16 protein-coding genes are annotated in these 12795 nt (G+C 66.6%); 9 read left to right on the plus strand and 7 right to left on the minus strand.

Annotated elements, in window-relative coordinates; genetic code table 11:
• The first annotated feature begins 192 nt into the window (after positions 1–192).
• The 4 genes from LL962_RS09440 to LL962_RS09455 all read left to right on the plus strand — a co-directional run bounded on the left by LL962_RS09440 (position 193) and on the right by LL962_RS09455 (position 2388).
• Complete coding sequence (locus tag LL962_RS09440; RefSeq protein ID WP_425478132.1) at positions 193–960, plus strand: SPFH domain-containing protein; 768 nt, start codon at positions 193–195, stop codon at positions 958–960.
• 9 nt (positions 961–969) lie between these two features.
• Entirely contained in the window at positions 970–1254 is a 285-nt protein-coding gene (locus tag LL962_RS09445) for a hypothetical protein (RefSeq protein WP_104584324.1), read from the plus strand.
• Complete coding sequence (locus LL962_RS09450) at positions 1251–1430, plus strand: Arc family DNA binding domain-containing protein (RefSeq protein WP_104584326.1); 180 nt, start codon at positions 1251–1253, stop codon at positions 1428–1430. Before LL962_RS09445 ends, LL962_RS09450 begins: the two co-directional genes overlap by 4 nt.
• Positions 1431–1581: 151 nt before the next feature.
• Positions 1582–2388, plus strand: a complete 807-nt coding sequence (locus LL962_RS09455; RefSeq protein WP_228316714.1) for a M15 family metallopeptidase — start codon at positions 1582–1584, stop codon at positions 2386–2388.
• A 91-nt stretch (positions 2389–2479) separates the two neighbouring features.
• Here LL962_RS09455 and LL962_RS09460 read toward each other — a convergent pair whose 3' ends face one another.
• The 5 genes from LL962_RS09460 to LL962_RS09485 form a co-directional block, all read right to left on the minus strand.
• Complete coding sequence (locus LL962_RS09460; RefSeq protein ID WP_104584330.1) at positions 2480–3154, minus strand: DNA-3-methyladenine glycosylase family protein; 675 nt, start codon at positions 3152–3154, stop codon at positions 2480–2482.
• Position 3155: 1 nt separating this feature from the next.
• On the minus strand, positions 3156–3542 hold the full coding sequence (locus LL962_RS09465) for a DUF423 domain-containing protein (protein ID WP_104584332.1): 387 nt from the start codon (positions 3540–3542) through the stop codon (positions 3156–3158).
• 81 nt (positions 3543–3623) lie between these two features.
• Positions 3624–4805, minus strand: a complete 1182-nt coding sequence (locus tag LL962_RS09470) for an SRPBCC family protein (protein ID WP_228316715.1) — start codon at positions 4803–4805, stop codon at positions 3624–3626.
• Between the two features lie 538 nt (positions 4806–5343).
• The gene (locus tag LL962_RS09480) at positions 5344–5985 is read right to left on the minus strand and encodes a response regulator (protein ID WP_104584337.1); all 642 of its coding nucleotides are present in this window, start codon (positions 5983–5985) and stop codon (positions 5344–5346) included.
• Positions 5985–7178 carry a sensor histidine kinase gene (locus LL962_RS09485; protein WP_228316716.1) on the minus strand — a complete coding sequence of 398 codons (1194 nt, stop codon included), beginning with the start codon at positions 7176–7178 and terminating at the stop codon, positions 5985–5987. The genes LL962_RS09480 and LL962_RS09485 overlap by 1 nt, the downstream gene beginning before the upstream one ends.
• Before the next feature lie 172 nt (positions 7179–7350).
• Here LL962_RS09485 and LL962_RS09490 point away from each other — a divergent pair, with 172 nt between their 5' ends.
• The 5 genes from LL962_RS09490 (at position 7351) to LL962_RS09510 (ending at position 10527) form a co-directional block, all read left to right on the plus strand.
• Complete coding sequence (locus tag LL962_RS09490; RefSeq protein WP_104584341.1) at positions 7351–7950, plus strand: GNAT family N-acetyltransferase; 600 nt, start codon at positions 7351–7353, stop codon at positions 7948–7950.
• Between the two features lie 2 nt (positions 7951–7952).
• A complete protein-coding gene (gene minC / locus LL962_RS09495) occupies positions 7953–8696 on the plus strand; it encodes a septum site-determining protein MinC (protein WP_104584343.1) in 744 nt (247 codons plus the stop codon).
• A 35-nt stretch (positions 8697–8731) separates the two neighbouring features.
• The gene (gene minD, locus LL962_RS09500) at positions 8732–9541 is read left to right on the plus strand and encodes a septum site-determining protein MinD (protein ID WP_104584345.1); all 810 of its coding nucleotides are present in this window, start codon (positions 8732–8734) and stop codon (positions 9539–9541) included.
• Between the two features lie 2 nt (positions 9542–9543).
• Entirely contained in the window at positions 9544–9801 is a 258-nt protein-coding gene (gene minE / locus LL962_RS09505; RefSeq protein WP_011036323.1) for a cell division topological specificity factor MinE, read from the plus strand.
• 213 nt (positions 9802–10014) lie between these two features.
• Positions 10015–10527, plus strand: coding sequence for a hypothetical protein (locus LL962_RS09510; protein ID WP_104584347.1), 513 nt, complete (start codon positions 10015–10017; stop codon positions 10525–10527).
• Positions 10528–10689: 162 nt separating this feature from the next.
• Here the strand turns inward: LL962_RS09510 and LL962_RS09515 are convergent, their stop codons facing one another.
• Positions 10690–11988, minus strand: coding sequence for a sensor histidine kinase (locus LL962_RS09515; RefSeq protein WP_228316717.1), 1299 nt, complete (start codon positions 11986–11988; stop codon positions 10690–10692).
• A complete protein-coding gene (locus LL962_RS09520; protein WP_228316718.1) occupies positions 11981–12697 on the minus strand; it encodes a response regulator transcription factor in 717 nt (238 codons plus the stop codon). The genes LL962_RS09515 and LL962_RS09520 overlap by 8 nt, the downstream gene beginning before the upstream one ends.
• Between the last annotated feature and the right edge of the window lie 98 nt (positions 12698–12795).

A 12795-nucleotide genomic window follows, 5' to 3' on the forward strand; every position in this document is an offset into this window, starting at 1 on the left:
TTAACGGGCCGATGACATGACCGCTGGTCGGAAAGCCGTCAAAAATTGATATCAATTTGATATCTTAATCCAAACCACAAGGACGCCCCAGCCATGAAAGAGCAATCCCTCGGTTCTGCCCCCGGCATTCCGGTGATCGTTATCAGTGTCGTCGTCTTGCTGCTGTCCGCCACGACGCTGATCGCGGCGGGCATGGGCTATCTGCCGATCCTGGCCATGCCGCCAGCCATTCTGGTGGCCGCCTGCAATGTGTTCGTCCTGGTCGGCCTGTACACGCTGGAGCCGAATCAGGCGGCCGTCCTGAGCCTGTTCGGCAAGTACGTCGGTACGGTCAAGGACCAGGGAATGCGCTGGAACAGCCCCTTCTACGCCAAGCGCCGGGTCAGCCAGCGCGTGCGCAACTTCGAAAGCGGGCGGCTTAAGGTCAATGAACTGGATGGCAGCCCGATCGAGATCGCGGCGGTGATCGTGTGGCAGGTGCTGGATGCCTCCGAGGCCGTGTACAACGTGGACGACTACGAAAGCTTCGTGCATATCCAGTCCGAAGCCGCATTGCGCGCGATGGCCACCAGCTACCCCTACGATCAGCACGAAGAAGGCCAGATTTCGCTGCGCAGCCACCCGGCCGAAATCAGCGAACAGCTCAAGCGGCATCTGGACGAACGCCTTACCCAGGCCGGTGTGGACGTGATCGAAGCGCGCATCAGCCATCTGGCCTATGCACCGGAAATCGCCCAGGCGATGCTGCAGCGCCAGCAGGCCAACGCGGTGATTGCTGCACGCACCCGCATCGTGGCGGGCGCAGTGGGCATGGTCGAAATGGCGCTGGCCGAGCTGCAGAAGAACGGCGTGGTGCAACTGGACGAGGAGCGCAAGGCGCATATGGTCAGCAACCTGCTCACCGTGTTGTGTTCTGATCGCGGTACCCAACCGGTGGTCAATGCCGGCTCGCTGTATTGAGGTGATGCAATGAATGTGATGGTGCCGCTGGCGGTTGCGCTTTCCGGGTTGCCCGCGCTGGCGATCGCCGCCTCGATCGGAGCGAACGACGACGACCGCGCGCGTGGCCTGGGCTTGCGCTGGGCGCTGATCAGCCTGGTCATCCTGGTCGGGGCAGCCTGCCTGTATTGGGCAGGCGACAACCGCGTCGGCATCTACGCGGTGGCGATCGGCATGATCGTCGGCGTCAATGCGCTGATCGTATCGATGGTCATGCACCTGCGTCGCCACGGCAGCCGCAGGAACGGCGAATGAGCGAAAAGAAGGCCTACCCGCTGCGTATCAATGCCGAAGTGCTGGCCGCTGCGCAGCGCTGGGCCGATGACGAGCTGCGCAGCCTCAACGCGCAGATCGAATATGTACTGCGCGATGCGTTGCGCAAGGCCGGACGATTATCCAAGCCGCGCGACGAGCCGGAAGCGGACGCTTAAGCGCTCACCGCTCCAGGGGCATGCGCATGCGGAAGCGGCCACCCTGCCCATCGCCCTGGAGATCGGCGTGGCGCCTGCGCCTCGGACAGGGGCGAGGGCGCCGGGCGTGGGACGTCTGGCCGCGCACGGCCGTTCGCCCTACCCTGTCGCGATGCGCCCGACCCTGACCCTGCTGCTCAACACCACCGCTATCGAGCTGTTGCCTGCCGCGCTCCTGCGCGCGCGCAGCAACGCCGACGCCCGCGTCCTGGCGCAGTCCGACTGGCTGCTGCGGCGCAAGTGCGATGGGCGTTACCTGGCCGCGCACCTGCCGCAGGGCCTCATGCCGTTGATTCCGCGCCTGTCGCGGGAGCCCGGTCTGGACGAAGCGCTGGACCGGCTGCAGGCCGCCGCCTCGGGCCCCATGCGATCAGGCGGCGCGGCGCTGGCGATCGATGGACTGCAGCGACGCCTGACACGACTGGGGCTGGCCGCGGACGATTACATGCGACAGACCGGCCTATCCCTGATCGCCGAACCGGCGACGCTGCAGTTCGCCGGACGCGATCGTTTCGGGCGGCCGTTGTGGTTGAGCGATGGTGCCGCGCGCGCGTGGCATCGCCTGCGCGCCACTGCGCTGCGCGCAGGCGTCGTGCTCGATGCGATCTCCGGCTACCGCAGCCATGCCTATCAATTGGGCATCTTCGAGCGGAAATTCGCGCGCGGACTGTCGTTGCAGCAGATCCTGGCGGTCAACGCTGCGCCGGGGTTCAGCGAACACCACAGCGGCGATGCCCTGGATATCGGCACCCCGGGCGAGGCGCCCGCCGAGGAATCGTTCGAAGACACTCCCGCGTTCGGCTGGCTATGCGCCAATGCGCAGCAGTTCGGCTACCGCATGAGCTATCCGCGCGGCAATCCGCATGGCATCGTGTACGAGCCGTGGCACTGGCGCTGGCATGCGCAGACTTCGACATGACACGCATTCCGGCGCTGCGGGCGCCACGGCCGGTCAATGATCCGTGCAATGCCGTCGCCGCTTGCCGAGGCTCCGGCATACGGGCGCGGCTCTACTCCTGCGAGCGTGGTGTCGGCACCTTGGCGGCCACGCTGAAGTCGGCGATCTTCCACAGATAGAACGCGGCATAGCTGCGGTAGGGCCCCCAGCGCTCGCCGCGCCCGGCCAGTGCCTTGGCGGCGGGCATCAGCGCTTGTTTGTCCACGACCTGGGCGCCCTTGCGCACGCCCAGGTCGTCGACGGGCAGCAGATCCGGTCGACCCAACCGGAACATCAGCATCATCTCCACCGTCCAGCGGCCGATGCCGCGTACCGGCACCAGGGCCTCGACGATCGCCTCGTCGGACATGAAGGCAAGCCGGCGCAAGGAGGGAATCTCCCCAGCGAGCTCGCGCTGCACCAGATCGCGCAGCGCCAGCGCCTTGTTGCCGGACACACCGCAGGCGCGCAGCGCGGCATCGTCCACGCGCGCAAGCGTGTCCGCATGCAGCCGGTCGGATCCGATCGCAACCTCCACCCGCGCCACGATGGTGGACGCGGCCTTGCCGCTGAGTTGCTGGAACAGGATGGCGCGCGCCAATGCATCCACGGGGTCGAACGGTTTGCACCACCCCGGCTGCGGCGCGATGGGACCGATGCGACGCATCCACGCACCCAGCGCACGATCGCGCCGCGACAGGTACGCGAAGGCGGCCTCTACATCGAACCCGCGGGCATGGCGCGGCATCTCAGCGCCTCAACGCACCGAAGGCCAGTACCACCCAGCCCAGCATCAAGCCGACGCCGCCCACCGGCGCCAGGCTGGTCGGCCAGTGCAGCAAGGCACCGCCGACCAGGCTGCCGGCGAACAGCAAGGTGCCGAGCAACAGCAGGTACAAGCCGACTCGCCCGAGAACGCGCGTTTCGGTGGCGCCCAGCACCGTCAGCACCGCGCCATGGCCGAACGCATACAGCGACGCCAACTGCAGCCGCGACTGCACCAGCGCATCGGCCACGCCGTGCGAGGCATAGGCCGACAGACCGACCGCTATGGCGGCCAGCAGGCCGCCGCAGAACGCCAATAGCGAGGGATGCTTCTTACGACGATCGAGCAAGGACATGCAGGCAACTTCCATGGCAGCGCGGTGACGCAAAAAAAACGCGCCGCAGGACTGCGGCGCGTTCTTCTTCTGGATCAGGTCATCGCGGTGAGACGATTACTTGATGGCCCAGTAAACATCGTAGGTACCATCCTGGGTGAACGACTTGTCCACGCCGCCCTTCCAGGCTTCGTACGGACGCTCAGTCACGTCCATGCCGCTGGTGGCAGCCCAGGCGCGCAAGGAATTGCGCACCGCGTCCAGGCCGGCCATGTGGCCTGCGTAGGTCGCAAACACCGAGCGGTGCGCCGGGGTACGCTGATACTTCACCGGTGCTTCGGACGGGATGTTGACCTTGAGCTCTTCACCGGCGGCGGCGACCGGCGTCGCGTCGATCGGGGCAGCCGCAGCAGCGTCGTCCTTCTTGGCGTCGGTCTTGGCGGTATCGGTCTTGGCATCGGCCTTCGGCGCGCCACCGGCACGCTTGCGGACCGGCTGGGCGACGTCGAAGGCGTACTTGTCGGTCGCAAAGTCGGTGGTGACGATCCGGACCGGACCTGCCGCTTCCAGACCGTTGGCGTCCATCACGCGCTTGATCCACTCCTGGTTGTCCTTGATCGACTTCTTGATCGTCTCGTTGTCGCGATCGATGTTGCCCGCGGTGACCACCAGCAGGTCTTCGGCCGGCACATCGACGACCTTCAGATCGCTCAACACCGGCTTGCCGTCCAGCTGCGCGCGATAGTCGAAGTTCGGCACGGTCGCCAAGGCGGTCGCCAGGCGCGCCAGACCCAGCTTCAGATCGTCGCCGACGTGGCGGCTGACATACAGGCCGGCATAGCGGCCAAACAGGTTCCAGCCGTACTTGACGCTGTAGTCCTGCGTGATCTTGACGTTGCGGTTGTTCTTGCCGGTCGGTGCCAAGGTGAAGTTGGTGACCTTGTCGTAGCCCTTGGTGGGATCTTCGATCGCGATCTCGACACGCTCGTTCTTGACGGTATTGGTGATCTCCCAGCTGCCGTCGCCGATGTAGCCTTCGGTGGAGCTGTATTCGATGCGTGCGCCCTTGCCCTCTTCCGGGCCGGCCAGCTTCAGCTGGATCTTCGGGTCGCGCAGCACGAGCGGGTTCCAATCCTTGAACCGACGGAAGCTGTTCACGGTGTCGTAAACAATCGTCATTCGGCGGTTGGTCTCAACACTCTCGGACATCTGCCGCTCCGAGGGAAGCACCAAGCCCACCACGACAAACAAGCCAGCCACGATCCCCAAGGCGATCAGGAACTCGATAATACGGGTCATTCAGGAGGTCTCCGGGGCCGATCCCACGGCCGGGTTGAGTGAAGCGAAGCCACCATCCTAGCAGGCTTCGGCAAAGATGTTCAGTTGTGCGACGGGTAGCGCGGTCCTGCGGTGTCATTGCGCGCGCGCGATGGCGCGGCCGAACGCTGCAAGGCCAGCCCGCGCAAGGGTTTGAGCCGGCGGCGCGCAGCCATCATGCACAGTGCGCGCCGGCTTCGCGTGATGCAGCCCCCCCTGGCCGCCGCATCGGTCGACTGCCCCGCCCGGCGATCGGCACTACCTGCTGCGGCGGCGGCGCGGCAGCGGACGCGGCCATACCACGCGTCGCGCCGAACACGCCCTCCAAACAGCGAAGCCGCGCAGCGCGCCGGGCAGGGCATCCTGCCGTCAGACCAGTTGCAGTTCGAAGGCCTTCAATACCGCCCGGGTGCGGTCGCGTACGCCGAGTTTCGACAGGGTGAGCCGGCGCTGTCTGCAAGCCGCAGGCTTGCGCGCAGGCGAACGCCCGGCGCGCTGCGCCGGGCGGGGCATCCTGCCGTCAGACCAGTTGCAGTTCGAAGGCCTTCAGTACCGCCCGGGTGCGGTCGCGTACGCCGAGCTTGGACAGGATGTTGGACACGTGATTCTTGATGGTGCCTTCGGCCACGCCCAGCGAATTGGCGATCTCCTTGTTGGAGAAGCCGCTCGCCATCAGCCGAAGGATCTCGGTCTCACGGTCGGTGAGCGGATCGGGCCGGTCCAGGCTGACGAATTCGTTGCGCATATGCTCCAGGCCCGACAACAGCCGCTGGGTCACCGCCGGCTGCACCAGCGAACCGCCGTCGGCCACGGTGCGGATGGCGCCGACCAATTGCTCCAGCGACACGTCCTTGAGCAGGTAACCCTTGGCGCCGGCCTTGAGTCCGGCCAGAACCAGTTGGTCGTCGTCGAAGGTGGTCAGGATGATGGTCGGCGGCAAGGTGCCGTTGCGCGAGAGCATCTGCAGCGCCTCCAGCCCGGACATCACCGGCATACGCATGTCCATCAGCACCACATCGGGCCGGATCTGCGGGATCTGCTCGACCGCCTGCTTGCCATCCGACGCCTCGGCCACCACCTCGATGCCGTCGTCCAGCGCCAGCAGCGAGCGGATCCCCTGACGCACCAGGGTTTGGTCGTCGACCAGGCAGACACGGATCATCAGAACACTCCTTGAAGGACGGCCGCCGGCATCAGTGCCGGCGCGCCTGGAACGGAGATGCGCAGGCCGAAGCCGTCTCCCCGCCGGGTTTGGATCTCCACCTTGCCACCATACTGGCTGAGCCGCTCGCGCATGCCGCGCAAGCCGTTGCCGGGCGACACCGTCTCGGCGCCGCGACCGTCGTCGCGCGCGTCGATCAGCACACAGTCACCGTCGCGGCGCACCTGGATCCACAGGTTGCGGGCGCCGGCATGGCGCACCGTATTGGTGATGATTTCCTGGGTACACCGCAGCAGCACGTGCGCACGCTCGGGATCGTCCAGGGTGAGCGGCTGGGAGATGTCCAGGTGGATATCCAGCGAGGGCACCTGGGTGACCAGTGGGCGCAGCGCCGCTTCCAGATCGATCGCGCCGCTGTCGCGCAGTTGGCTGACCGCCTCGCGCACGTCGGTCAACAGCAACCGGGCCAGGGTATGGGCCTGGCGGACATGCTCCTGGGCCTGGCCCTCGGTGATGTGGCCGGCTACTTCCAGATTGAGGCTGAGCGCGGTCAGGTGGTGGCCGAGCAGGTCGTGCAGCTCGCGCGAGATGCGCGTGCGCTCGTTGATGCGGGCGCTCTCGGCCAGCAGCGCGCGGGTGGCGCGCAGTTCGGCATTGAGGCGGCGCTGTTCCTCGCGGGCCTCGGTCTGCTGGCGCGCGACCAGGCTGGTCACGAAGATGAACATCGAGAACCCGCCATACAGCAGGGACTGCATGACCGCGGCAAACAAGGTGAAGCCGGGCAGCAGGTAATAGACCGGCAGCACCGCCAGTTGGCTCAGCAGCAGCCACAGCACGCCCACGCGCAGCGGCAACAGCCAAGGGATCACCCCGGCTGCCACCATCATCAGGATGCTGCCCAGCCCGGTCCCGGTCAGATAGCTCACCGCCAGCGCGCAGATGGTGAGCAGCAGCAGGATCAGACGGTCGTACCAATGCGCGTGGCCACCGCTGTCCAGACCGCGGGTGAGCCAGAAGTAGCTGACGCCGAAGCCGATGAAGAAGGCCGACATCGCCAATGCTTCGCGCAGCACGCGGTAACCGCCATCCTCGGACGGAGCCCAGTAGGTGTACACCAGGGGCATGGCGATCATCGCCCAGGTGAACAGGCCGGCGAAGCGCAGGACGCGCGTATGGCTGAGGTATCCCAACATGCCGGCATCTTAGGGCCAAGCGGTGTGACCGCCCTGCTGCCGGAAGTCATGCCTGTGCCAGACGCCCCCGCGGAAGGTCCAGGGCGCAGCGCAGGTCGCCGCTTCAGGCCACGCATGTAATAATCCGACGCAGATCCGATTTCGGGTCGACGCGTTACCCCACGGAGACCTAATGTCGATCGTCATCCGCGACGTGCGCGAGCACGAGCTCGATTCCGTTCTGGCCCTGAACAACAATGCCGGACTGGCGATCCTGCCGCTGGATTCCACCAGGCTGCAACGTTTCTATGCGCAGGCCGAGTATTTCCGCGTTGCCGAACGCGATGGCAACCTGGCCGGGTTCCTGGTCGGCTTCGGCAGCGGCAGTGCCCATGACAGCAGCAACTTCGCCTGGTTCCGGGACCGCCATCCAGAGTTCTTCTATATCGACCGCATCGTGGTGGCCAGCCGCCGCCGCGGCGGCGGTGTCGGGCGCGCGTTCTACGCCGACGTGCAGAGCTACACCGAATTGCGCTATCCGCAGCTGGCCTGCGAGGTCTTCCTGGACCATGGCGCCGATGCGGCGCTGCTGTTCCATGGCAGCTTCGGTTTTCGCGAAGTGGGCCAGAACACCATGCCGGACGTGGAGGTGCGCGCCAGCATGCTGATGAAGGACATGTGCAGCTATCCGTGGGTCAAGGAAACCTATGGCGGCAACCTGCCCGAAGAGTTGCCGTGGGTCGGCCGGCCGCGTCTGGCCGCCGCCACCGCCAACCAATCGACGGGGACCTGAGCGTGGCGAGCGTGAACGTGGACTTCGAACAGGCCGGCGAACTCAAGATCGGCCAGGTCGGCATCGCCAACCTGCGCGTGCGCACCCTGGACGTGGCGCGACTGGTGCAGGAGATGCGCGAACGGGTGAGCCGCGCACCCAAGCTGTTCGGGCGCGCAGCGGTGATCCTGGATTTCGGCGGGCTGTCGCAAGTACCGGATCTGGCCACCGCCAAGGCGTTGCTGGACGGCCTGCGCGATGCCGGCGTACTGCCGGTGGCGCTGGCCTACGGCACCAGCGAGATCGACCTGCTGTCGCAACAGCTCGGCGTGCCGTTGCTGGCCAAGTTCCGTGCCCAGTACGAGCCGACTGCGGCCAGCCCGCCACCGCCGCCTCCGCCAGCGCGCGCCGAACCCCCAGCGCCCGCTGCGCGTCCGGCGCCCGGACGCATGCAGCGCACCGCCGTGCGTTCGGGTCAGCAGCTGTACGCGGAGAACTGCGACCTGACCGTGCTCAGTACGGTCGGCGCCGGGGCGGAGGTCATCGCCGACGGCAGCATCCATATCTACGGTACCCTGCGTGGCCGCGCCCTGGCCGGCGCGCAGGGCAACCCGGACGCGCGCATCTTCTGCCGCGATTTCCACGCCGAACTGGTCGCCATCGCTGGCCACTACAAGGTGCTGGACGATGTTCCCATGGACCTGCGTGGCAAGGCCGTCCAGGTCTGGCTGGAGCAGGATCAGATCAAGATCGCTGCGCTTGATTGACGCGGCCCAACCACAGAAACATTCGGAGAAATCCTTTGGCTGAAATCATCGTAGTCACCTCCGGCAAGGGCGGCGTCGGCAAGACCACCACCAGCGCGAGCCTGGCCTGCGGGCTGGCGCGGCGCGGCAAGAAGGTCGCGGTCATCGACTTCGACGTCGGCCTGCGCAACCTGGACCTGATCATGGGCTGCGAACGGCGCGTGGTGTACGACTTCGTCAACGTCGTGCACGGCGAAGCCACGCTCAAGCAGTCGCTGATCAAGGACAAGCGGTTCGAGAACCTGTACGTGCTGGCGGCCTCGCAGACCCGCGACAAGGACGCGCTGACCCAGGACGGCGTGGAGAAGGTGCTCAAGGACCTGGCCGCAGACGGCTTCGACTACATCGTCTGCGATTCGCCGGCAGGCATCGAGAAGGGCGCGTTCCTGGCGATGTACTTCGCCGACCGCGCGGTGGTGGTGGTCAATCCGGAGGTCTCCTCGGTCCGCGACTCCGACCGCATCATCGGCCTGCTCGATTCCAAGACCCGCAAGGCCGAGGAAGGCAAGCCGGTGCCGGCCTTCCTGCTGCTGACCCGTTACAGCCCGGGCCGCGTGGAAGGCGGCGAGATGCTCAGCATCACCGACGTTGAAGAAGTGCTGGGCCTGAAGGCGATCGGCGTGATCCCCGAGTCCGGCGATGTGCTCAACGCCTCCAACAAGGGCGAGCCGGTGATCCTGGACACCGAATCCCCGGCCGGCCAGGCCTACGAAGACGCGGTCGCCCGCATTCTGGGCGAGGAGCGCCCGATGCGATTCACATCCGTGGAGAAGAAAGGCTTCTTCAGCAAGCTGTTCGGAGGGTAAGCATGGGCCTGCTCGATTTTCTCAAGAGCAAGAAGAACACCGCCGAGACGGCCAAGAACCGCCTGCAGATCATCATCGCGCAGGAGCGCAATCACCGCGGCGGGCCGGATTACCTGCCGCTGATGCAGCGCGAACTGCTGGAAGTGATCAAGAAGTACGTCAACATCGATGCCGATGCGGTACGCGTGGATCTGGTCAAGGACGGCGAACACGACGTGCTGGACATCACCGTCGCCCTGCCGGAAGACGGCGACAAGTAAACCTGCCGCGGCGTGCCTGCAGCCTGCAACGGCGGCACACGCACCGGCACGACGCGGCATGCAGCCCCGGCTGCATGCCATCCGGCTGCGGCGGGGTCACATCGCTGCGGCCAGATGGCGCGCTCCGGCGCCCCGCAACCCGCGCGCACGCCAGCGCGCGCAAGCGCCAATCCCTGCCGCGCGACGCGGCGCTGCCCCATCGCGAGATCGCGTGTGAATCCATTGCCCGCCCCTGACCCCGCTGCCGACACCGTGCTGTGCGTGGGCCGCATCGGTCTGGACGCAGCGGCCGCGCTGCTTGCCGGTTATGGCCTGCGGCTGCATCGGGTGGAAGCCGGCCAGCCCATTCCCGGCAGCTATTGGGGCGAGCCGGAGGCCGGCATCATCGGTTGCGACGTGTACGTGCGCGACGACACGCCGGTGCATTCGTTGCTGCACGAAGCCTGCCATCTGATCGTGCTGCCGGCAGACAGGCGAGCGCTGGTGCATACCGATGCCACCGATTCGGTGGATGAGGAAGACGCTACCTGCTATCTGCAGATCCTGCTGGCCGAGCACCTGCCCGGCGTGGGCAGCGCGCGACTGATGGCCGACATGGATGCCTGGGGATACACCTACCGGCTGGGCTCCACGCGCGCCTGGTTCGAACAGGACGCCGAGAACGCCCGCCTCTGGTTGAGCGAGCGTGATTTGCTGCCTGCCCGGCCGGCGCTTGCCGGCGTCTGACCAACCCGTCGCGCGTCCATCCGGGGCAGCCATGCGTCAGGCAGGCCTGACCGCTGCGCCGCCCCCCTGTCCCCCGCTCCCGGCGACAGTTCTGCCACTGACCATTGCACCGGCAGCGCTGCGGTCGGCGCGACCACAGCGCCTGCCGCAGACGACACGTGCCTAGGCCTGCGCGGATTCGGGCGTCTTGCCGCCGACCAGATCCAGCGTGGCCACGGTGCCCTGCCCGGCGTCGGATTCCAGGCTCAGGCGCCACCCCAGATGGTCGCAGAGCCGCCCGATCAGCTCCAGTCCGATGCCATTGCCCTGGCGCGCAGTGCCGCGCGCCAGCCGGGTGTAGATCGCACTGATTTCTTCCGGGCTCATGCCGTGGCCGGGATCGGTGATGCGGACCACGCCGCACGCCGTCAGCGAGACGCGGATGACGCCGCGGTCGCTGTTCTCGATCGCGTTGCGCAACAGGTTGCCGATGGCCGTCTGTACGATCGCCACCGGAGCGGTCAGGCTGCATGGCGGCAACGGATCGACCACCACCTGCAGATCCTTGTCCGCACACAGGTGTGCATGGTCGGCCACGATGTCCGGAAGCAACTGATCCAGACGCAGCGCGTCACTGCTGCGCACCAGCCGGCCAGGATCCTTGGCCAGTACCAGCAGCAAAGCAATCAGTTGTTCCACCGACGCGCTGGTCTGGGCGATCCGCTGCAACTGGTGGCGCACGGCCGGCGGGGTGTCGGGTTGTTCCAGTGCCAGCTCGACCGCATTGCCGATCACCGCGATCGGCGTACGCAACTCGTGGCTGGCGCTATCGATGAAGGCGCGTTCGCGCTCGACGAATTGACCGTTGCGCTCCAGGTAATCGTTCAGTGCATCGGCGATGACGTACAGCTCTGCGCTGCCCTGTGCGTCCACCGCGATCTTCTGCTCGCGCCGTTCCGGGCGCAGCGCGCCGATATCGCGCGCCAGTGCCACCAGCGGGCGCACCAACCGGGCCATCGCGTAGGCGCCCATCAACAAGGTGATGCCGATCAGCGCGATGCCGGCGGCCAGCATCCAGCGGATGAGGAAGTGTTCCAGCGCTTCGAAGTCGGTGATGTCCAGCACCAGCGCCAGGCGCCCGGCATGCGGCGTGTCACGCACCATGACCGCGCTCCGGCGCCCGACGACATCCAGATCGTCGTGCAGGCCGGGATGCAGCGTGCGCAGCGCCGGCGGCACGCCAGGCGATCCGTCGATGCGGTACAGCCGCAAGGTATCCGAGTCCTGCCAGTGGTAGTCCGGGCTGCGCGCGCTGCGATCCAGGATGCTGTCCAGCTCGGAATTCAGCAGCGAACGCCACACGCCATGCTCTGCGCGTTCGTGCAGGTACTGCGCAGTGCTGAACACTGCCAGGGTCATCAACAGGGTGTAGCCGCACAGCCAGGTCAGGACGCGGCGTCCCAATGGGCGCCGCCTAGCCATCGACACTGTCACCGGGTGCTGCCTCGCTGCCGCAGTCGCGCTCGGCCAGGCGATAACCGAGGCGTGGCAGGGTGTGGATCAGCTTCTGCGCGAACGGGCCGTCCACGCTGCGGCGCAATTCGTAGATATGCGAGCGCAGCATGTCGCCATCGGGCGGATCGTCGCCCCACAGCGCCTGTTCCAGACGCTGCCGCGTGACCGCAGCCGGGCTGGCCTGCATGAGCACTTCCAGCAACTTGCGGCAGGCCGGATACAGGTGCAGCGACTGCCCGGCGCGGGTCACGTCCAGCGTGGCCAGATCCAGACGCAGATCGGCCACCTGCAACAGCTTGCCGCGGCGGCGCCCATGTGCGCGCGCGAGCAACGCATCGATACGCACTTCCAGTTCGGGCAGCGCGAACGGCTTGGTCAGATAGTCGTCGGCGCCGGCGCGGAAGCCGGCGATCTTGTCGGGCAACTCGTCGCGCGCGGTCAACATGATCACCGGCAGTTCGCTGTGGTGTTGCTCGCGCAGGCGGCGCAGCACCTCCGGGCCGTCCATGCGCGGCATCATCCAGTCCAGCACCAGCACATCGTATTGCTGGGTGGTGGCCAGATGCAGGCCGGTGACGCCATCGGGCGCGGCGTCCAGGGTGTGCCCGCGCGCTTCGAAATAGTCGAACAGGTTGGCAACCATGTTGCGGTTGTCTTCGATGACCAGCAGCCGCATGCGCGCAGTTCCATAACAGCCCGACCGGGACGGTGCTGGCATCCTAACCGAGCCTGACCGCCCCCGGCCGCCCTGGCCCGCATGCGCTGCCATGACGC

Source organism: Xanthomonas sp. NCPPB 1067, from assembly GCF_020783795.1.
Taxonomy (GTDB): Bacteria; Pseudomonadota; Gammaproteobacteria; order Xanthomonadales; family Xanthomonadaceae; genus Xanthomonas; species Xanthomonas melonis.

Coding starts and splice junctions, on each gene's coding strand:
- LL962_RS09445 (WP_104584324.1), top strand. CDS start 970: ATGAATGTGATGGTGCCGCTGGCGGTTGCGCTTTCCGGGTTGCCCGCG.
- LL962_RS09490 (WP_104584341.1), top strand. CDS start 7,351: ATGTCGATCGTCATCCGCGACGTGCGCGAGCACGAGCTCGATTCCGTT.
- LL962_RS09520 (WP_228316718.1), bottom strand. CDS start 12,697: ATGCGGCTGCTGGTCATCGAAGACAACCGCAACATGGTTGCCAACCTG.
- LL962_RS09460 (WP_104584330.1), bottom strand. CDS start 3,154: ATGCCGCGCCATGCCCGCGGGTTCGATGTAGAGGCCGCCTTCGCGTAC.
- LL962_RS09465 (WP_104584332.1), bottom strand. CDS start 3,542: ATGGAAGTTGCCTGCATGTCCTTGCTCGATCGTCGTAAGAAGCATCCC.
- minE (WP_011036323.1), top strand. CDS start 9,544: ATGGGCCTGCTCGATTTTCTCAAGAGCAAGAAGAACACCGCCGAGACG.
- LL962_RS09480 (WP_104584337.1), bottom strand. CDS start 5,985: ATGATCCGTGTCTGCCTGGTCGACGACCAAACCCTGGTGCGTCAGGGG.
- LL962_RS09455 (WP_228316714.1), top strand. CDS start 1,582: ATGCGCCCGACCCTGACCCTGCTGCTCAACACCACCGCTATCGAGCTG.
- LL962_RS09485 (WP_228316716.1), bottom strand. CDS start 7,178: ATGTTGGGATACCTCAGCCATACGCGCGTCCTGCGCTTCGCCGGCCTG.
- LL962_RS09470 (WP_228316715.1), bottom strand. CDS start 4,805: ATGACCCGTATTATCGAGTTCCTGATCGCCTTGGGGATCGTGGCTGGC.
- LL962_RS09515 (WP_228316717.1), bottom strand. CDS start 11,988: ATGGCTAGGCGGCGCCCATTGGGACGCCGCGTCCTGACCTGGCTGTGC.
- LL962_RS09450 (WP_104584326.1), top strand. CDS start 1,251: ATGAGCGAAAAGAAGGCCTACCCGCTGCGTATCAATGCCGAAGTGCTG.
- LL962_RS09440 (WP_425478132.1), top strand. CDS start 193: ATGGGCTATCTGCCGATCCTGGCCATGCCGCCAGCCATTCTGGTGGCC.